Here is a 19890-nt window from a genome sequence, read left to right on the forward strand (position 1 = left end):
GTGGAAACACCCCCACCATTGCAGCACCCACGTTAATGTCCGTTATGCCTCAGCTCTGGCATGCATTAAATTTGCTCTTTTCCTCTTACACCAAATCTGGTTCATATTCCCAAAAGCCAATGGAAATCATTATATCATCAGGATAAATACGCACTATGCTCAAAAATAAACCCGCTATTTCAGTTATATTAACAACATACAACTGTGAATCACGCATAGAGTTTTCCATAAACAGCATAATAAACCAAACATTTCAGGATATAGAGCTTATTATTGTTGATGATCATTCAAAAGATACGACCTTAAACATCTGCCATTCCATAAAAAATAGTAACCCTTCTAAAAATATATCTATCTATCAAAATAAAAATAATTCTGGCGCAGCCTTTTCTCGGAATGTTGGCATCCATCACGCGCAGGGTGACTACATTATTTTCCTTGATGATGATGATTACTATTCACCTTTAATGCTGGAACTCGCTTACAAAAAAGCCATCCAGAATAGTGCTGATATTGTTGTTGTAGGCTCCCAGTCTTACGATAAACAAACGAACGAAACATATATTCTTGATAATATTAAAATTGATCTAACTTTAATAAATTGTGTCTTCTCTTACAAAGATATCAAAGAAAATTTCTTTGAATCTTTTACATGGTGGGCATGGGACAAACTGATCCGTAGACAATTGATAACGGACAACAATCTGCTCTTCCAAACAATCAGATCTTCGAATGACCTGTCTTTTACCTGCAAATCCTTTTTTAGCGCCAGAAGAATATGCATAGAACGGCAGATTATGGTCACGCATATTGTCAATAGACCAACATCCCTCTCTTCTTCACGCACATTATCTTATGCATGCATTCTTGAGGCATTGAATGACATTAAAATATACATGGAAGAAAAAGGAATATACCCTCAACTTCAGGCCGATTTTTTTTATTATTGCGTGAATTTTATATATTGGCACCAATCTACAATAAATAAAGAAGAAAGCATTCTTCTGTGCCAGAAGACCATTTCCTTTTTCAAGGATTTGAATATAAAAATAGACTCAACAAACGACGACAACACAAAAAGTAAATATTTGCATATTTTCATATCCGCCGGATACCCAAAAATTTGCGAACTTATTGAAGAAACAAAGGCGGAAGTTGAAAATAATTCTTCACCTTCATCGCAAAACCTCAAATCTTTTCTTCATATGCTTATAGCAATACGGCAATTCATCCATAACAATACGCAATAACTCCCCCCGGCATCATCAGGCGCAACAACCAGACCATAGGACATAATCTGGCGCCTCCTTATCACCCCGCCCATTGAGTAGGTGCGCGCCAACGGTTAAACTGATAACAGGTGTATTTAGATTAACCATTCCGGAGCCCACCAGACATGAGCGAGACTGTAACCGGCGCAAAAGAAGCAGATGCTGCCGCAGCAGTTCCCAGAGCAGACGCCCCCAAGTCCAAGCGGAAACTGATGATGGCGGGTGCTGCCGGTCTTGTTCTCCTTGTCGGCGGTGGGGTGTTCTGGGAAAAAGATAAAATCTTTACCTCCAAGCTCAAGCAGAACGTGGGCAGCAAGGCCGAAGCCGCCATGCATCCGCCCATTCTGCTGGGTATTCCGCCCATGGTCTCCAATCTGGACACGTCTGGTGGCCACCCGGTTTACGTCAAGCTGACCGCCAAGGTGGAAGTCAGCGGCGTGCCAAACGAAGCCGCCCTACAGGACCGGATTGCGGAAATTCAGGACGTATTCCAGACCTACCTGCACGAAACCAGACCGCAGGATATCCGGGGCAACGGTATTTACAGGCTGCGCGAATCCATTCTGCGCCGCTTGCGCGCACAGCTTGCCCCCCTACAGGTGACAAACCTGTATCTTGTTGAATTCCTTGTCCAGTAAAGCGCTCCTGCTTCTGACACCCGCGCCAACAGACACCCCTCAGGAACCGTAGCGACAAACCACATGCAGGATGTAGACGACACAGCATCAGGGTCCGGGAACCACGAACCCGGAGCAGACGCGGCCCCCGACGCTCCGCCTACGGAGCAGGAGCACGCGCCACAGGCCGAGGCCCCCGAGGGCGAACACACGCCAGCAGAACCGCACCCCGATGCACCGGATGCGGCGGCTGACGCCACGCCTGAGCACGAGAGCAGCGCGGCGGAAGAGCACCCCACCACGGCCGATACATCCGCCCACCCCGATGATGCCACAGCCCACACCGAGCACGATGCCGCTGGCGCGCAGGCCGAACAGGGCGCGCATGGCGAGCACGAAGCCACCCCCGAAGAAGACCCGTTTGGCAGCCACCTGCTGGACCAGTCCGAAATCGACAACCTGCTGGGCCACACCTTTGGCGGGTTTGATGAGCCGGAAGAAACCGGCATGGAACGCGTTATCAAGGCCGGATTCGTGGCCTATGAACGCCTGCCCATGCTGGAAATTGTTTTTGACCGGCTTGTGCGCATCCTGTCCGCCACCTTGCGTAACTTCACCAACGATAACGTTGAAATAACGATCGAGGGCATTCGCTCCCTGCGCTTTGGGGACTACATGGGCGCTGTGCCCTCCTCCTCCATGTTCGCCGTTTTCAAAGCCGCGCAGTGGGACAATTACGGGCTGGTCGTTGTGGATTCGGCCATGTCCTACTCCATTATCGACATTCTTATGGGTGGCCCGCGCGGTGTTGGGCATGCGGGGGTGGAAACACGCCCCCACACCGCTATTGAACGCGCGCTGATTGAAAAACTGATCACCCTTACGCTCAACGACCTGTCCATTGCCTTCAACCCGGTCTGCAACGTGGACCTGACATTTGAGCGGCTGGAAGTCAGTTCCCGCTTTGCCGCCATTGCCCGCGCCTCCAACGCCGTGGTGCTGGCCAAACTCCATATTGATATGGAAGACCGCACCGGCAACATGGACCTGATTATCCCCTATGCAACGCTGGAGCCGGTGCGTGACCAGCTTTCGCAACAGTTCATGGGCGAAAAATTCGGGCGCGACTCGATCTGGGAAGACCACCTGTTTTCCGAAATTCTGGAAACCGATGCGCAGGTCTCCGCCGTGTTTGACGAAAAAGTCGTGCCGCTTTCCGAGGTGCTGAACCTCAAGATCGGTTCGCTCATGACCTTCCCGCACAAAAACGGCGCGCCGTTCCCCATCCGCCTGCAATGCGGGCAAACCCCGCTGTTTGATGGCCGTCTGGGCAAGCTGGGCAACAAAAACGCCGTTAAAATCCAGCGCAGGCTGGTCCCGCCAGAGGAGCACCACCTGCCCCCACCCCTTGGCGTGCCGCCACAGCCCCCTCACCCGCAGCCACCCGCAGCCACCGCAACCCCGGATCAGACTGGAGGATCACCTGAATGATGTTCACACAGATCCAGATGATCATTGAGATCACGCTCTCCGTCTTTCTGTTCCTTGGCATTATTTACAGCTTTTATCTGGGCCGGGTGCTGGGCAACCTCAAACGCGACCGCAGCAGCCTGCTCGATCTGGTGAACAAGCTTGAAAGCAGCGTCAATCAGGCCGAAGAAGGCGTGGACAAGCTGCGCGTGGCAGGCGAAGTCAGCGGTCGCCCGCTCAGCCGCATGATCGAACAGGCCAAGGTTACCGGCACCGAACTGGACGATATGGCCACCAAGGCCGATTCGGTGGCAGACAGGCTGGACGCGGCTCTCACACAGGTGCCCTCGCAGGAGCGGCGGATGGAAAGCCTGATCGAACAGGCCGAAACCGCACGGCTGGCCATAGAGGAAACACTGGAAAAACTGCAACAGGCCAGCCAGAGCGCGCAGCAGACGGCGCAGGAGCTTGTGCAATCCGCGCTGGAGAGTGCAACCGCGGCCAGCAGTGCGGCAGCCCTTGCCGCCGAACACGCGCAGCAGGCGCCCAATACCCCGCCCAAAACCCAGTTTGCCGATACGCTGGACATGCCCATGCCCGCAACACTGACCAAGGAGCGGCCTTACCTGCGCGCTCTGGGCAAGGCGCAGGACGCTCCCCCCGACCGCGAAAGTGCTTAACGGTTAACACCCATTATGCACCATATTGGCCAAGGTTCCCTTGGATAAAGACCCAGGCCTCCTCCCTTCCGGGGGGAGGCTTTTTTGTATCCAAAAAAATTGGACACAATAATTGGCAGAAATCCGCCAGTTTTCCTTTACAAAGCACCCCATAGGACCGCGCATTTTTTGCCACCGTGGATTTTTTTGCCCGGCAGTCAAAAAAAAATGATCGCGTTAACCTTCTCTTAGCCGTTCGGGAGTTTATTCAGCATTGAACACGGGCACTCGCCCACTCGAAATGGAGATCACAACGTGAGCCTTTCTATTAACACCAACACCTCCTCAATGGTTGCTCTGGAAACCCTGAACGCTACCCAGACTGCCCTGAGCGCTACCGAAAACGCCGTTTCCACCGGCAAAAAAGTTGCTAACGCTTCTGACAACCCCGCTTCCTTCGGCATTGCGTCCCAGATGAGCGGCAACATCGCCGGTCAGAGCGCTGTGAATGACGGCCTGTCCTATGCTTCTTCCGTTGTAAGCACCACCAATACTGCAGCAAACCAGATCCTGTCCGTTCTGGCCGAAATCCAGAATGCGGTGACCAGTGTTGGTAACAACTCCGGCAGCACCACGTCTCTGAAACAGATCAACGACGAAGTTAATGGCTTCCTAAATCAGATTGATACCATTGCTAATGGTGCCACCTCCAACGGGGTGAACCTTTTGGCTGGCAAAACCAGCAAAGATCTTGGAATCACTGCAAGCAGCCTGCAGTATGTGACCGGTCTGCAGGGCTCTCTGGCGACCGTTACCAACTTTAGCGGTCTGAAAAAGGATGCCGCTGGTAAAACGATCACTGCAGATGCTTCTCTGGGCGTCATGCTGGGGCTGGCCTCTGCCGCTGGCACCAACAGTGTGATCAGTGCGATCGCCTCTGCCGGTGCTGGGAAGTTGAAGGAGGCAGACCTGCAAACCGCGATCACCACGGTCCAGACTGCCATTACCACGATGACCAACTTCACGTCTCAGCTGGGTAACAACACCAAGCAGATCGCTAACCTGACCACCTTCGGCCAGAGCGTGACCGACAACCTGACGACCGGCGTTGGCGCCCTGACCGATGCCGATATGTCCGCAGAAAGCGCAAAGCTGACCTCCCTGCAGACCAAGCAGTCTCTGGCAATCAAGTCCCTCTCGATCGCCAACGGTCAGTCCCAGAACATCCTGTCCCTGTTCCAGTAATCTTACTGACACAGTCGACGAAAAATGCCCTCGGCGAAAGCCGGGGGTATTTTTTTGCGTTATCGGGACCGACGCAAACCACGTTCTGGCACACAGCAGCGCATTCCGGCCATTACCGAGGCTACCGAGGCTACCGAGGCTACCGAGGCTACCGAGGCTACCGAGGCTACCGAGGCTACCGAGGCTACCGAGGCTACCGCGCCATGTTCGGCAGCGCCCTGCAAGGCCGCCCCGGCAAACCCCACGCAAAAATGCGCAGGACCACCCCTCCCCCCTGCGGGAAGAGCGGCACTTATGCGCCAAAATGTTGGTGAATGTTTACCCGCGCCCCGTCCGCACCGGGTGGACTACCGGGGCAAAAACAGCCTACCCCCGCATAAGGAGTGTGCGGCCTACGCCACCACCCTGCGTTGCAGCATGGCATAGAACGCTGCGAAAATTTTGTGCATCTGGGGAATTTTGTAGGGGAACATCGCCGCATCATCACAGGCATGGATGATCAGTGCGTTGGACAGTTCAAACACCAGCAGTTTGCCGTCCGTTGTTTCCGCACAGTCAAAGCCGAAGTAATCCAGCTTTACCGCATTATAAATACCGCTCAGGGCGGCTGCGTGGCGCTGGCCAAACTCCTGATCAAAATGGAGCATGGCGTGGGCTTCCTCCGCACGGCGGGAGGAAAACGCCTTCATTTCCCGGTAGGGGTAATGCACCATCCAGTGCGAGGATATGCCCATATGCGCCAGATAGGGCCGCCCCTCTACCAGCACAACGCGGTATTTGCGGTAAAGCTGGTCGTCGGATGCATAGTGAATAAAATTGGCGACAAAAAACAGTTCCGCCCCATTCTGGGCCAGATAGGCCGCAAGGTCCTGAGGTTGGTCTATTTTGCACAGGCCAATGCCGCCATGCAGCCCAAGCGGGCGCACAATAAACGGATAGGCCAGATTAAGCCCCAGCGCTTCCAACGCGCCCTGCCCGGTGCTCAGGCGTTCCAGCACATTGCGCTCCACCCGGTAGGTCTGCGCCATTTGCAAGCCCGGCACACCGTGCAGCAGGTCAAATGCCGCCGAGCGTGACAGTTGCGGAATGTACTGCGGTTTGTTCAGCACCGGAGTAGCGCTGTGCGCCAGAGCCTTTGCCAGTTCCGCCAACACAGCGTTATGGGTGTCTCCCTCGCCCACAGCCACAAACACGAGGTCATGCGGAGGGAGGCTTGAGGGCCATGCAAGGCCGGGGCCAACATACACCACGTCCATGTGTACGGGTGCGTTTTCCAGAATGCATTCAATGGGGGTGTTGTCGGTCAGGTCTCCGGGGGTTTTAACCACCAGCAGGCGCAAGGCGTCCTTGCCCCCTTGGGCAAGGGTAAAGGTCTGTTGCAGCGTTAACGCTTCGCTCAAAAACCTTTCCGCCTGCTCAGGCTCAAATGTCATCTGCATGATCAGGGCCAGATCGAGCAGGGTTTGCGCATCCGGGTTTGCGGCCGCTCTTTGCAGCAGGTCTGCACGGTAATGCGTAATATCACGCCCCTGCAAAGCCTGCCGCAGAAGTGGGGATAAACCAAAAGATGTCATGTTAATACTCGGCTAAGGTCGGGGCAGGTCCAATACAAAGTGCCACAGACCATAACCGTGCAAAGCACTGGAGAGACAAAACACTCAAATATTCTGCTAACCGACTTTATTTCATCAGATTGATGGTGCGCGTCAGCATGGAGCGGGTGATCTGCATGGTGTTCAGATTCGCTTCGTACGAATGCTGGGCGTCATGCGTATCCATAATTTCGACCATGGTGTTCACGTTCGGCACCTTCACGTAGCCCTTGGCGTCCGCTGCGGGGTGGGAGGGGTCGTAGCGTGTTTCAAACGGCGTGTGGTCCTGCCCGATGGACTTGACCTTAACGCTGGACGCCCCCGTAGCCTGGTCCAGAGTGGTCTGGAAGGTAATGGTCTTGCGGCGGTACGGGTCCGCTCCGGGGGTGGAACCGGTTGTGTCCTTGTTGGCAAGGTTTTCGGCCGAAACGCGCAGGCGCTCGGCCTGTGTGCGCATGCCATCGGCGGAAATACCGATCGTGTTGGTAAAATCCATCTGCCGCCCCCTTACCCGCTGGTGCCAAGCGCCGTGGAGAACATGCCCATGTAACGGGTGTAAACCGTGGTGGCAAAACGCTGCTGGTCGTTGGTGTCGGCTATTTTGCCCAGTTCATCTTCCAGCCGGACTTCGTTGCCATCTATGGATGTGGTGCCACCTGTGGTTTTGCGCGCCCGTGCGGTATTGCCCGGCCCAGCCATATGCCCCGGCTCGGTCTGCACCATGGCCATGGTCATCTGGTCCTGTAGCACGCCCGAAAACGGCGTAACATCCTTGGACACATAACCCGGCGTATTGGCGTTGGCCACGTTGCCCGCCAGAACGGACTGGCGCGACTCCAGCCACTGCATGCGCCGCTCAGCCAATGAAAACAGGTCAGTCCCGCTATGGGTCAGCGCGGTCTGGGATGACAGTGCCTCCAGCATGAAAATGCCAGCTCCCTTGTATTGTATGCGGTGCCGTATGCATGGGTATGAACACCTCTGTTCAACGGCAGTCCGACCATGAATAGCGCCCCTTCCCCCCGATTGCCACAGATTTGTTAGCCCCACCCCACCCGGACACGCGGGATTGCCCATGACACGGCCCCGGCACGGCGCTATGGCAGAACCCACACAGGGCACGACCATGCCCTTTGCCAGAGCGAGCAGAGCATGCGCACATTCAAGATGACGGACACAACCCTTCAGCTCGTAGCAACGCTTGCCATGCTGGCGTGGAGCCTGCTGGCCCGCACCACCCCAGCCGCCCTTGCGGGTGTGTGCATTGCCCTGCTGTTCCCCGCCTCTGTCCGGGTCTGTTCGGTTCTGCTGCACTGGTTGCCGGTAGCCGCCGGGGTGCGCGCCCACAGGGAACACCCACCCACCCAACAGCAAAAAAACGAACTGGTGGCAGGCTGCCTGCTGGTTGCGGCCTGCACGCTCGCCCTGCTGATTGACACCCCACCCTCCGTAGCACTCGCCAACGGGCTGGCCCTGACCCTTGCCAACATGCTGGTGCAGTTTGACCGGCGCGAAGGCTGGCTGCCCAATGCCCTGCTTATGCCCATGCTGCTGTGCGGCCTGCTGGCGGGGTTTGGGCTGGGCCATGCGGGCAGCGCCATTGCAGGGGCCTGTGGGGGCTGGCTGCTGGGCGGGGCGGGCCTGCTTGGCCTGTCCATTACACGGCGGGGCAATTTTATGTCCGCGGCCGATGTGCTGCTGCTTTGCGCATGCGGGGCGTGGGTCGGGCTGGGTGGCTTATGGGCTTTTATGCTGCTGGCAGGGGGCGGGCTATGGGCCGTGCGCGCGGTCCGGCGCAGGCTGCACACACCCATGGTCCAGCCCGCCATAGGGGCCAGCGCACGCGCCATCTGGCGCTACCCCACCGCCTTGCCCTGCGCTATTGGGCTGCTGGCGGTTTTTGTGTTCCGCAACAGCCCGGCCCTACCGCACTGGGCGCAGTTTTTGCTGGGAGGCTAACAGCCAGCACCAGCCAGCCCGGAGCGAAGGGGCCAGACCCCACCGCGCAACCCAAACTCAGGGTTTGGCGGGGGCTGGCGTTGCAGGCGACTTGGCGGTCTGGCTGGCGGTGGGTTTTGGCCCACCGACCTGTGTGAGCAGGCGGAACACCCGCCCGCTCTCACCATCCATGCTGCGATCACCCACAAGCTGGGCCAGCCATGCCAGCGTTTGCGCATCCGACGCCTGAGAAGCATCGGAGGCCAGACGCAGGGCCAGCGTTTGCTGGGCGGCACTCAGCGGGCCTTGGGGGGGAATATCCGCCTCGGCCATTTTGCGCACATTGGCTACGGCGGCGGGCCATTCGCCCCGGCTTTCATGAATCCGGGCGGCCATGTCCAGCGAGTCGGAAAAACTGTCCCCCTTCAGCAGGCCTAGAGCTGCTGTCTGGTCGCCTTTGGCCAGCGTAATGCGGGCCTGCAGGCGGCGGCGGGAGGCTTTCATATCATCCGGCAGGTCTGGGTCATCGGTGCGCTGGAGCACATCGGTCGCACCGGCCAGATCCTTGAGCGCAATATACGATTCGGCCAGACCCTGCCCCGCCAGCGCCTTGAGTTCGGGCGAATCCAGCATGGGCACGGCATCGGAAAACGCCTGCTGCGCCTCATCCGCCAGCCCAAGGCCAAGCAGCATTTTGCCGTAGGCCATCAGGATTTCGCCCTTTTTGGTGCCCGGTTGCAGGGCGGACAAATGGGCGCGCAGCATGGCCGCACCATGCAAAATGGCATCGCGGTCCGTATCCTTGACCACTTCGGACGCCACAGCGGCAAGGGTCTGGAACAGCATGGGCGACAGCACAGGCTCGGACACCTGCTCGGGCGTGTCCTTGACCATGTCCAGCGTGGCCAGTGCCTCGGGCCATTTGCGGGCGCGCATATAGGCATCGGCCTGCAACAGACGCACCGTGGCCTCGCGCCCGGCCAGACGGGCATCGGGCATAAGGCCATTGAACATTTCCGCCGCGGCAACCGGGGTCAGCTTGCCATCGGACATATCGAGCGAGATTTTCTGCTCCAGAGCCTTTTCCGCCACCACGGGGTCCGGGTCGACCGAGAGCGCGTTAAACGCGTCATACGCCTGTGCGCGTTTGCTTGTGCGCAGGTCGCGGAAGGCGGCTGCCAGCTTGTAAGCAGACCCTGCGGGCAGCTTGTCCAGAACGCTCAGGTCCTCTGCCGCGCCGTAACGGCCCACCTGTTCGGCGGCAAACGGCAGCAGCACGCTGCGCACGCTGGCCGGGTAATTGTCCAGCCGGGTAAAGTCACGCGCCAGCAGGTGGGCGGCCTCGGCCTCGTGCCCGCCTTTGGCGGCAAGGTACAGGCCGCGCCAGAGCTGGGTGGCCCGCTGCTCGTTATCGGGCCATGGGCCTTCGAGCAGGAACGCACCATCCATGTTGCCACTCAGTAGTTCGGACGCGGCGAGCAGAAAGCTGACCTCCGGCCGCACGGCCTCCTCGGGGTCATCCTCAAGGGCTACGGTCAGAATACCGCGGGCTTCCAGAAAAGCGCCAACGCCAAAGGCTGCGCGGGCTTCCTCCAGCCGGGCGGCAAAGCGCTGGGCGGGGTCGGAATCGGCGGCGGCCAGCAGGGCCTTGTGCAGCCGGGCTTCCAACTGGTCATCGGGCAGTTTTTGCAAACCCAGCCAGTCCAGATCCACCGTGTTGGCGTACACAGCCACCTTGCTGTCGGGGAGCGGGCTTTCGGCCGAGGTCAGCAACGCGCCCTCGGGGGTTGCGCGCAGGCCCACATCGGGGGAGGTCGCGGCCACCACCACGCCTTCGGTCGTGGGCCAGATGTCATACCCATCACCATGACGGAAGGAGAGAATACCCCCGTCATCCGTGGTGGAGGTGCCCACAAACAGCTTTTTGCCCGATGCGGGGTCGGCAATGCTCAATACGCGGCCGGGTTTGCGCATGGGGTAGAGAATCCCCCCATCCGCCACAATCGGGTTGATAACGCGCCGGTCACCATAAACATTGCCCGGTGGGGGCTTGTCGCCCAGTATCCAGCCTTCCGCCTGCTGGGACAGGAAGAATTCGCGCGTGTCGGGCAGTTTGATCTGCAACAGGGTGGCGCCGGGCAGCGTTGTGACCGTAAGGGTGGAAAAAACGCCATCCCCACGCAGGGCGCTGGTGTCCATGGGTTCGGCATTGTCCACCACAATCACAAAGCTGTCGCCACTGCGGAAGGCGGCCAGCCCCATGCGGGGGGATACGGGAATAAGCACACGGTTGGTGGATGTGGCGGGCACGTTCATGCGGCCAGAACCACTACCGGCCACATTGGCGCCAGAACTGCCGGGCTGTCCCGCCTTCTGCCCCGCCTTGCGCGGCTTGCCTGCCGGGGCCGGTGTGGGGGCTGGCGGGGGGAGCGGCACGTCCAGCACGGTGGCTTTCCACGGTGCGGGCAGGCCCTTGAGCAGATCGGCATCCGCTGCCGCACTGGGGTCTGTTGGCGCGGGCACGGCGGCACTGGCGGCGGCAGCACCCGCCGTGGCGGCTGCAACCCCCGCTGCTGCTGTGGCGGCGTTAAGCCCCGTGCCCTTGGGGGGGGCTGCCGGGCTGGTGCGGGGCGCATGGGAGCGCCGCGCCGCATCGGCCACGGTTGTCATGGCGGAGCAGGACAGAAGCAGGGCAATGGGAAGAAGGCAGCGTCTCATGCAAACGGATCTGCTGAAATACACGTCTGGTTAATCCTGAACGAACAATGGTCCTGCCCGAAGGCGGGACTCTTCTGCACATACGGTGGCGGGTGCAGAAGAACTGTGGCTGACCGGCCCGCCTGCCAAAGCAGAAAACACGAACCTGTCAGTCATGCAGGACCAGAACGGACACTGCCGCTGCTGCGCACTCATCAATACCCTGAAGCATCATGCGTGAAAAAAGACCCTGTCCCGGCCTGTCCCCCGATCGGGCCGGAACAACCGGCCCGAGGCATGGTCAGGCCAGAAGGTTGATAAAGCTGGCCGAACCGGAATGCTTGTTGTGCGTATTGCCTGATGGCACGACCTGCCCCGTTGCATCAAACTGCATGGAGGAGGTGGAGCCGTCCTGACTGGTGGAGGCAACCTTGAGCGCGGTGGACGCGACATGCTCGGGCTGGACGGAGCGGTGGGCCGCCTGCGCCATGTTGGCCGTGGCCGTGCGCATGCTCGAAGCAAGCTGGGCGGCAACCGTGGTATCTGCCATGTGATGGAACCTCTTCAAGGCGTACAGGAAACTCAAACCCGGTATGCCGCACGGCAGGGCCGCATGCAAACCGGCAGAAAAAAATCTTGCGCTCAGATTATGGGATGGTCATGCCTTAGCCAAGGTGTTTTTTGGAGTCTGGCCTTGCACGGCCTCCATCACACCCCAAATACCCGACCGGCACCGTGCATCCGCCCGCCGAATTGAGCTGGTGCACCGCAGTTCCTTGCGGCATTGACTGCGCGAACACCATGGAACCAATAGACGGAAAAAAATATGCGCCTGTTGTGTATCGGAGACAATTCAACGCATGGCGATATCCGTCCATGCCGTGGTCTGGCCGAAGCCGCGGTGGAGGGTGCGCTCTCCCTGACCATGTCCGGCCCCGAAGGGGTGGTGGAAACCCTGCGCCGCTCGCAGTACGATATTGCGGTTATTCAGCAGGCCCGGGCAGATACCCGCCTGCTCCGCCACATCCGCAATTCGCGCATACCCACCCCGATTATGATGGTTGTGCGCGCCTCCACCCCGCAGGAGGTGGCCGAGACCCTGTCCATTGGCGCGGATGACTGCGTGAGTGCGGCCATTGAGCCGGTGGAACTGCTGGCCCGCCTGCGCGCCATTGTGCGCCGCACCGGCGGGCATGACAGCCTGAACCTGCATATTGGCCGCATGGTGGTCAACGTGGACCGCAGGCAGGTCCGCATAGACGACCGCCCCCTGCCCCTGACCCCGCGTGAATACGATGTGGTGGAACTGCTGACCCTGCGCAAAAATCAGGTGCTCAGCAAGGAAGCCCTGCTGGACAACCTGTATGCCGGGCAGGAGGAACCACACGGCAAGATTATTGACGTGATGGTCTGCAAAATCCGCAAAAAACTGCGCGATTTTGGCATTGTCGACCCGTTTATAACCCAATGGGGCATTGGTTACAGGCTGAACGAGCAGGCGTTTATTCCCCTTGGCGCACGCACCGCACACAGCGCAAGCACCACCCCCGCCCTGCGCGAGACCAGTCTGCCGGTCACACGCGGGATTAACGTTATTTCCCCCGCCACCAAAATGGACGTGCTGTAAAACCGCAAAGATTGGCCACGCAGGCGCAAAAGCCACTGGCCTTGCACGGACCAAATGGATTAGAGTAACGCCTACGTTCCAGACCACTATCGTGGCGGCAGGGCGACATTCCGCCCCTCCGCGCCAGACAGGGCCAAAATGACCAGCGATATCACCACACGCAGCCTCGATGCGCTCAACGCCTACGGGCAGACCCAGAAAAGCGTACAGTCCTCAACGGACGGGCAGGGCACGGGTTCCACGGGCGGGGCGGATATTGTCTCGGGCTTTACCACCGCACTGGACAATGCGCTCAAAGGCGCAATCCAGACGGGCAAAACAGCGGAAACCCAGACCGCCACCGGCCTGTCGGGCAAAGGCAACATGAGCGACATCGCCACCTCGGTGGAAGAAGCCAAACTGACGTTGCAGACCGTTACCACCGTGCGTGACCGCGTGGTGCAGGCCTATCAGGACGTCATGAAAATGTCGATCTAAGACCCGGTCCATGCACAATACAGTCGATATCCACGACATCCTGCGCCAGACACTGTTTGTGGCGGTCAAGCTGGGAGCGCCCTCCCTGCTGGCCTCGCTGGTGGCAGGGGTTCTGGTCTCGCTGTTTCAGGCCATGACGCAGGTTAGCGAAGCCACGCTGTCCTTTGTGCCAAAGTTTGTGGCCTCCATGGCGGCCCTGCTGCTGACCGGCTCCTACATGGCCTCTGTTCTGAACACCTACGCCCGCACCATTTTTGACCAGATCATTATGGTTGGCGGGTCATGACCTGCCCGGTCCACCGCGCCACCACCGTGTGGGCATGACCGACTACCTGCTGTTCCCCGGCGGGTCCATACAGGTTCTGGCCGCCATGTTCCTGCTGGTGCTGTGCCGCGTAAGCGCGCTGGTGCTGGCCTCCCCCGGACTGGGGGAAAGCACGTCTCCCATGGTGGTCCGCGCAGGCATTGCCCTGTGCATTACCGTTGCCATTCTGCCCATCGAGCACGATGCTCTCAAGGACGTATCCGGTCAGGCGCTGCACATGCCCGCCCGCGCCATTGCCATTATTGTGGGCGAAGTGCTGTACGGTATTTTTATTGGCTGGCTGGCGCGGCTGGTCTCGCTCGCGCTTGGTATTTCCATGCAGTTTGTGGCCATTTTTACCGGGCTTGCCAGTGTGCTCCAGCCCGACCCGGACCTTGGGGCCAACAGTACGGCCATTAGCCACATGGCGTCTTTTCTGGTCCCTGTTATTTTTCTGTCCACGGGCCTGTATGCCCTGCCATTGGCTGCGGTAACCGGCTCCTACTCCCTCTTCCCCCCCGGCCACATCCCCATGACAGGAGACATGGCGCGGAGTGTGACACAGGTTACATCGCAAACCTTTATGCTGGCCTTCCAGCTTTCGGCCCCTTTTGTCTTGATCGGCACGCTGTGGCCCGCCATGCTGGGGGTGCTCAACCGGCTTATGCCCTCCATTCAGGTCTATTCCATGGCCATGCCCGCGCAGTTGCTGGGGGGTGTTTTGCTGCTGGCCATTCTTATTCAGGTCATGACCGGGGTCTGGCAGGAGCGCGCGGGCGACATGCTGCTTGGCCTACCCGGCATTGGCGCTGGCCCCGTCCACCACTAGGAGCCACAGCCCATGGCGGACGACAGTTCAGGCGAAAAGAGCCAAGCCCCAACCGGCAAACGACTCGAAACCGCACGTGAGGAAGGCAATATTGCCCAGTCGCGCGAGGTGCAGCTTCTGGTTGTGCTGAGTGGCTTTCTCATTGTCTTTACCACAACAACGGGTCTGTCCGCCTACAGGTTTACGCAGCATATGCAAGGACTTATGGGGCATTTTGACAGTATTCCCTTTGACCGCGCCTCCCTCTACCGTGCCTCCGTGCAAAGCTTGCTGGAAGGGGTCTGGCTGGCGGCCCCCCTTGTGGCTACGGGTGTGGTGGTCACACTGACCTTTGGCGTGCTCCAGAGCGGGTTCCTGTTCCGCCCGCAGGCCATTATGCCCGACATCATGCGCCTGTCCCCCGCAAAGGGGATGAAGCGCCTGTTCAGCAAGAACAATCTGGTCGAAACCGCCAAAAGTCTGATCAAACTTGTGGTTTTTGGCTTCGTCCTGCTCGGCGTGGCCAAGGAAACCCTGCGCGTGGCCCCCGTGTCCGAACGGTGGAGCGTGGTCCACCTTACGCATGAGCTGATCTCATGGTTTGTGTACGCAACACTGGTGGTTCTGGTGGTGCAGGCGGTTATTGCGGTGCTGGATGATGTGTGGACCCGCTGGAACCGGCTGCAACAACTGCGCATGAGTTTTCAGGACATTAAAGACGAAACCAAGGAAATGGACGGCGACCCCAAGGTCAAGGCCCGTCAGCGGCAGATTCGTATGCGCCGCCGCCGCCGCATGGTGCAGGCGGTCAAGGAATCCACGGTGGTTGTCACCAACCCAACCCACTACGCCGTGGCCTTGCAATACGAAAACGGGGTGAACAGCGCGCCCAAAATTGTTGCCAAAGGCACGGATGAACTGGCCGCCCGCATGCGTGAGGCGGCGGAAGAAGCCCGCGTACCCATTGTGCCCAACCCGCCCCTTGCCCGCGCGCTGTATACCCTGCCACTCGATTCTGAAATTCCGGCCGAATACTTCCAGCCCGTGGCCGCCATTATTGCTTATGTCATGAAGCTCAAGACCCCCGGCTCGCGGGCTGCAGCGCCCCCCCCGCAGCAGCCCCAGCCACGCCCTTCAATCCGCAGGCGTTAAGCGCCCAAAACCAGCGGTTTACAGTTCTTTCATGCAGGAAAAACTTGCGTTCCACGCCCTACATGCTACTCAGTTGGGTAACTCAGGCGCAGGCCGTAGAGCGGGGTATGTTCAAGCCCGCAGGGCCTGTTTGCCATAACCCGTGGCTGATGCGCGTGCCGCCCGGCACAGACAGCCAGCGTAAGATAACTGCGCATCCACAAGGCAGGGACGATACATGTCTATTATTAACTCCCTTACTACGGCTGTCAGCGGGATTAACGCTCAGTCCACCGCGTTTACCAACCTCAGCAACAACATCGCCAACAGCCAGACGGTCGGCTACAAGGCCGACACCACCGCTTTTCAGGACTTTGTGGCCGGTGCTGGCTCCACCTCCGGTTCGTTCGCGCAGGGTGTGGCCAACTCGGTTGCCGCTGTGACCGTGCAGCACGTCAACTCGCAGGGCACCGCCACGTCCAGCACGGACGGGCTGGCCATGTCCATCTCCGGCAACGGGCTGTTCAACGTGACAAAGGGCACCACAGGGACCGAGCAGTACTACACCCGCAACGGTGAGTTCTACGAGGACAAGAACGGGAACCTGGAAAACACCAGCGGCTATTACCTGAATGGCTACATGGTTGACGACTCGACCGGCCAGCTGGACACGTCCAAGCTGACCAAAATCAATGTTGCCAATGTCACCTTCCGCCCCACCCAGACAACAACGCTGACCGTAAGCGGAACCCTGTCATCCACAGCCACCACCTCCGATGCACCCACGAATACCCAGCAGGCGACCACAACCTATGATGGCAGCTACAGCATAGACAACCCGGAAGGCAATCAGGCCCAGGTCAGCCTGGCATGGCAAAAAACCAGCACTACGCCCGACGAATGGCAGGTCACCACCAGCTACACCACAACCAATTCTGACGGAACCACAACAGCGCCCGTAGCGAGTCCCGAAGTCTATACCGTTACGTTCGACAGCAATGGCGCTCTGAAATCCGTGACACAAGGCACCACCAATATCAGCTCCACGCTGAGTGGTGCGGCTGTTTCCGTGCCCGTTTCCGTCAAATATCCTGATGGGCAGACACAGCAAATCAAGCTTGCACTGGGCACCATTGGCGGCACAACAGGCATGACCGTTGGCACAACGGCTGTCGCGCCGACCACAAAAAGCGACAGCACAGTCTCCGGCACCTACGAAAGCGCCAGCATTGAGAGCGATGGCTCCGTTATGGCCACATTTGATAACGGGGACACGCAGCTGATCGGCAAGGTAGCCCTGAGCAACTTCGCGAACGTTAACGGGCTGCTGGCGCAAGACGGTCAGGCTTACACCGCCACCGATGCCTCTGGCAGCGCCCAGACCGGGCTGGTGGGTGAGAACGGAACCGGCACCGTGACGGTCGGTTACGTGGAATCCTCCACCACCGACCTGACAAGCGACCTGTCCGGCCTGATTGTGGCGCAGGAAGCCTATACCGCCAACACCAAGATCGTGACCACAGCAAACCAGCTGCTTCAGGCCACCATCGCCATGATCCAGTAAGCTGCTTTAACCTGCGGTATTTTTACACCGGCCTGCGGCAAAGCAGGCCGGTTTTTTTATGCCCATCTATTCAGCGGCTATCGGGTAGTCATCCGTGTTATCCCGCGCATAGTCCTCTGCATAATCCAGCCCGTAATCGGAGAGGACAAAGTTGCTCACCAGATCGACCATTCTGGCCGAGCGCTGGCTTAGGTCCTGACAGTCGGCCGAGGCATGTTCGCTCATGGCGGATGTTTTTTCCGTCAGGTCCCGCAGGGCGGCGGCCTCGCGGTGGGTGCCTTTAACGCTTTGCTGCTGGCCCCCCATTTCCTTGTTAATTTTGCAAATGGCGTTGTTCACCACGGTAATGCCCGCCCCTATGTCGGACAGGTCGGCCACCATCTGGTTTACCGCATCCGCACCACTGCGAATAACCGCCTCGTTTTTTTGCGCGCTGGCCGCAATCTGGCGTGCCGCGTGGGATGTTTTGACCGACAGGTCGCGAATGGCCATGGCCACAACCGAAAAACCCCGCCCCATAGCCCCCGCCCGCGTGGCTTCCACATTGGCGTTAAGAGCCAGAAAATTGGTCTGGGCCGCAATGTTCTGAATGGAGCCGACCAGATCGGATATGGTTTTCCATGCGGTCTGAATATCGGCCATGGTGGCGCGCACATCGTGCATGTTGGTGTTGCCACGTGCTGCGGCCTCCACACATTTGCGCACCGCATGTTCGGCAGCAATCGTCTGCCCCGACACATCATCCAACGAGGCCTCAAGCGTGGCCGTAGCGTTGGTCAGGCGATGGATGGAACCAACCTGCGCCTCGTTCTGGCTAAGAATACGGGCATTGCTCTGGCTAATGGAGGATGCCGAATCCTCCACCTGTGTGGAGACCTCGCGAATGTCCGCCACCACCGTGTTCAACCCGGTTTTGAGCTTGGCAAAAGCGGCTGCCAGCACGGGGGAACGCTCGGCCACATCCCGCGCAAGGGTCGCACTCAGGTCGCCCTCGGCCACCCGTTCGAGCGCTTGTGCAATCTGTTCCAGTGCGGAGCGTTCGGAGGCGGCTTTCTGCCGTTCCTCCTCCAGCCGCGCCAGATAGGTGGAGATCACCAGATCCATGTCCAGAAAAGCGGCTTTGAGAATGGCCCCGATCTGGTGGCCCAGTTTTTCGCCCATTTCGGCTTCGGTCGCGGCACGACCGAGGGAAAAACGCCGCCCGCCCCGCACGCCACGGTTGATCAGGCGGCGGCAGATGGCATCAAGCAGGACGGCGTAGCCATCTATATACCACCGTGGTTCCAGCCCTATGCGGGCATGGGCATGGCCAATGCGGGTAACATCGGCCACATAGTCCGGCCCAAATTTGCCGGACAATATGGTCTCCCAGTGCATCTGCTGGAGGGAGCGGGCCTTGGTTGTGGTGGCCTCGGTCGGAAAAAAACGGGCCAGTTCGGGCACATCATGCACACGTTGATAAAACTCGGACAGACTCTCGTCCAAAATGTCGGCCATATCGGGGCGCATACTGGCGAGCGTATCCCGCTCGCGCCGCTCTATCCCCATAAAAGACAATCTGTCAGCTATTGAGGCAGGCTGCCACTGGCCTGCCCGCATGTCCGAATTTTCCATAGTCGAGCCACCTTTTATTGGCTCCCCAACCGTTCAGAGCATGGCGTCGGTGTCGAAATCCTGTCCGTAACCTGCTGCTGTTTCCAAACCTTCCAGAACGGTTTCTGCAATTCCAATCAAGGGAGCGAGGGACAGATTGTTATCAAGAATGGCACGAATGCCGTAACGCTGCGCCTGAGAGGCAAGCCTTACAAACAGTTCCCTGTCTTCATAATTGGTCGCCCCTGAATCCAGCGAATTCGCCTTCATGATCATGGACCACAAACGCTGGTTCTTGGTCAGGGCCTTAAGCCGAACGGAGTGTTCGGAACTGGCGGATGCCGTTTCCAACTCTTCGATCAGCAGTCTGAAGCAGGTTGCATCGGCCTGTCGGTCCGTCAGGGAATACCCTGCCACATTCTGGTAGGCGCGCATTGCGGGATGGATCATGATTGCACCATTTTTTTATCAGCCATTTTCCACCCGATGGGCAAAAGAACAGCAACGTGTGTGTCATTCATTCTACACCCGGCGTCTGGGCGTGACCAGAGCTACCTAACGGAACCTACGCTGCCAGTATTGGCAGGAATTTATAAAAATTCTCTATATTTTTGCCGATTCCCCACCCCCGCAGAGGTCAATCCGCAACACACTGGCGTGAGCAATGCACAGGGCACAGCAAAAAGGCCGGGCGCTCCCGCACCCGGCCTTAACCTTACGCTCAACCCCGCTGGAGGCTGGCCGTATGCTAGGGTGTGTCGTCAGTTAATTCCAATAATGGCGGAGACGAATTGCACGGCTGCGAGGAAAGTTGACTTCAGCTTGTCATATCGTGTTGCAATACCTCTGAACTGTTTAAGTCTGGCGAAGAAGCGTTCGATGATGTTTCGTTTTTTA

Annotated in this window: 21 protein-coding genes; 13 read left to right on the top strand and 8 right to left on the bottom strand. The window is 58.5% G+C overall.

What is annotated here, in order from left to right; all coding sequences use genetic code 11:
- Positions 1–155: 155 nt before the first annotated feature.
- The 6 genes from AABE20_RS04435 (at position 156) to AABE20_RS04460 (ending at position 5688) form a co-directional block, all read left to right on the top strand.
- Positions 156–1250: a glycosyltransferase family 2 protein gene (locus AABE20_RS04435; protein WP_338332037.1), complete on the top strand. Its 1095-nt coding sequence runs from the start codon at positions 156–158 to the stop codon at positions 1248–1250.
- A gap of 146 nt (positions 1251–1396) precedes the next feature.
- Positions 1397–1909 carry a flagellar basal body-associated FliL family protein gene (locus tag AABE20_RS04440; RefSeq protein WP_338332038.1) on the top strand — a complete coding sequence of 171 codons (513 nt, stop codon included), beginning with the start codon at positions 1397–1399 and terminating at the stop codon, positions 1907–1909.
- Positions 1910–1972: 63 nt separating this feature from the next.
- A complete protein-coding gene (gene fliM, locus AABE20_RS04445) occupies positions 1973–3379 on the top strand; it encodes a flagellar motor switch protein FliM (protein ID WP_338332039.1) in 1407 nt (468 codons plus the stop codon).
- Positions 3376–4038 carry a DUF6468 domain-containing protein gene (locus AABE20_RS04450; protein WP_338332040.1) on the top strand — a complete coding sequence of 221 codons (663 nt, stop codon included), beginning with the start codon at positions 3376–3378 and terminating at the stop codon, positions 4036–4038. The genes fliM and AABE20_RS04450 overlap by 4 nt, the downstream gene beginning before the upstream one ends.
- Positions 4039–4332: 294 nt before the next feature.
- Positions 4333–5262 (top strand): flagellin, encoded by a 930-nt coding sequence (locus AABE20_RS04455; RefSeq protein WP_338332041.1) that lies wholly within the window; start codon positions 4333–4335, stop codon positions 5260–5262.
- A 24-nt stretch (positions 5263–5286) separates the two neighbouring features.
- Positions 5287–5688 (top strand): hypothetical protein, encoded by a 402-nt coding sequence (locus tag AABE20_RS04460; RefSeq protein ID WP_338332042.1) that lies wholly within the window; start codon positions 5287–5289, stop codon positions 5686–5688.
- Here the strand turns inward: AABE20_RS04460 and AABE20_RS04465 are convergent.
- The 3 genes from AABE20_RS04465 to AABE20_RS04475 all read right to left on the bottom strand — a co-directional run bounded on the left by AABE20_RS04465 (position 5655) and on the right by AABE20_RS04475 (position 7778).
- A complete protein-coding gene (locus AABE20_RS04465; protein ID WP_338332043.1) occupies positions 5655–6836 on the bottom strand; it encodes an ATP-grasp domain-containing protein in 1182 nt (393 codons plus the stop codon). The genes AABE20_RS04460 and AABE20_RS04465 overlap by 34 nt on opposite strands.
- A 106-nt stretch (positions 6837–6942) precedes the next feature.
- Entirely contained in the window at positions 6943–7350 is a 408-nt protein-coding gene (flgC, locus tag AABE20_RS04470; protein WP_086647008.1) for a flagellar basal body rod protein FlgC, read from the bottom strand.
- Positions 7351–7361: 11 nt separating this feature from the next.
- A complete protein-coding gene (locus tag AABE20_RS04475; protein ID WP_338332044.1) occupies positions 7362–7778 on the bottom strand; it encodes a flagellar basal body rod protein FlgB in 417 nt (138 codons plus the stop codon).
- A gap of 228 nt (positions 7779–8006) precedes the next feature.
- Here AABE20_RS04475 and AABE20_RS04480 point away from each other — a divergent pair, with 228 nt between their 5' ends.
- Entirely contained in the window at positions 8007–8813 is an 807-nt protein-coding gene (locus AABE20_RS04480; protein WP_338332045.1) for an A24 family peptidase, read from the top strand.
- A gap of 57 nt (positions 8814–8870) precedes the next feature.
- Here AABE20_RS04480 and AABE20_RS04485 read toward each other — a convergent pair whose 3' ends face one another.
- Both AABE20_RS04485 and AABE20_RS04490 read right to left on the bottom strand, forming a co-directional pair.
- Positions 8871–11510: a tetratricopeptide repeat protein gene (locus AABE20_RS04485; protein ID WP_338332046.1), complete on the bottom strand. Its 2640-nt coding sequence runs from the start codon at positions 11508–11510 to the stop codon at positions 8871–8873.
- Between the two features lie 280 nt (positions 11511–11790).
- Positions 11791–12039 carry a hypothetical protein gene (locus tag AABE20_RS04490; protein WP_338332047.1) on the bottom strand — a complete coding sequence of 83 codons (249 nt, stop codon included), beginning with the start codon at positions 12037–12039 and terminating at the stop codon, positions 11791–11793.
- A 276-nt stretch (positions 12040–12315) separates the two neighbouring features.
- Here AABE20_RS04490 and AABE20_RS04495 point away from each other — a divergent pair, with 276 nt between their 5' ends.
- From AABE20_RS04495 to AABE20_RS04520, 6 genes are all read left to right on the top strand, one after another.
- The gene (locus AABE20_RS04495; RefSeq protein ID WP_338332048.1) at positions 12316–13116 is read left to right on the top strand and encodes a response regulator transcription factor; all 801 of its coding nucleotides are present in this window, start codon (positions 12316–12318) and stop codon (positions 13114–13116) included.
- A 138-nt stretch (positions 13117–13254) separates the two neighbouring features.
- A complete protein-coding gene (gene fliE / locus AABE20_RS04500; protein WP_338332049.1) occupies positions 13255–13593 on the top strand; it encodes a flagellar hook-basal body complex protein FliE in 339 nt (112 codons plus the stop codon).
- Positions 13594–13603: 10 nt separating this feature from the next.
- Complete coding sequence (locus tag AABE20_RS04505) at positions 13604–13879, top strand: flagellar biosynthetic protein FliQ (RefSeq protein ID WP_338332050.1); 276 nt, start codon at positions 13604–13606, stop codon at positions 13877–13879.
- Entirely contained in the window at positions 13848–14726 is an 879-nt protein-coding gene (locus tag AABE20_RS04510; protein WP_338332051.1) for a flagellar biosynthetic protein FliR, read from the top strand. Before AABE20_RS04505 ends, AABE20_RS04510 begins: the two co-directional genes overlap by 32 nt.
- A gap of 12 nt (positions 14727–14738) precedes the next feature.
- Positions 14739–15857 carry an EscU/YscU/HrcU family type III secretion system export apparatus switch protein gene (locus AABE20_RS04515; RefSeq protein WP_338332052.1) on the top strand — a complete coding sequence of 373 codons (1119 nt, stop codon included), beginning with the start codon at positions 14739–14741 and terminating at the stop codon, positions 15855–15857.
- A gap of 217 nt (positions 15858–16074) precedes the next feature.
- A complete protein-coding gene (locus AABE20_RS04520; protein ID WP_338332053.1) occupies positions 16075–17400 on the top strand; it encodes a flagellar hook protein FlgE in 1326 nt (441 codons plus the stop codon).
- A gap of 66 nt (positions 17401–17466) precedes the next feature.
- On the opposite strand, the gene AABE20_RS04525 is transcribed toward AABE20_RS04520, so the two are convergent.
- The 3 genes from AABE20_RS04525 to AABE20_RS04535 all read right to left on the bottom strand — a co-directional run.
- On the bottom strand, positions 17467–19014 hold the full coding sequence (locus tag AABE20_RS04525) for a protoglobin domain-containing protein (RefSeq protein ID WP_338332054.1): 1548 nt from the start codon (positions 19012–19014) through the stop codon (positions 17467–17469).
- A 33-nt stretch (positions 19015–19047) separates the two neighbouring features.
- A complete protein-coding gene (locus tag AABE20_RS04530) occupies positions 19048–19443 on the bottom strand; it encodes a flagellar biosynthesis regulator FlaF (RefSeq protein ID WP_338332055.1) in 396 nt (131 codons plus the stop codon).
- Between the two features lie 311 nt (positions 19444–19754).
- The coding region (locus tag AABE20_RS04535; RefSeq protein ID WP_187668607.1) for a transposase at positions 19755–19890 on the bottom strand (136 nt) is incomplete at its 5' end.

Origin of the sequence: Acetobacter zythi, assembly GCF_963921165.1 — a bacterium.
In the GTDB taxonomy this organism is placed as follows: domain Bacteria; phylum Pseudomonadota; class Alphaproteobacteria; order Acetobacterales; family Acetobacteraceae; genus Acetobacter.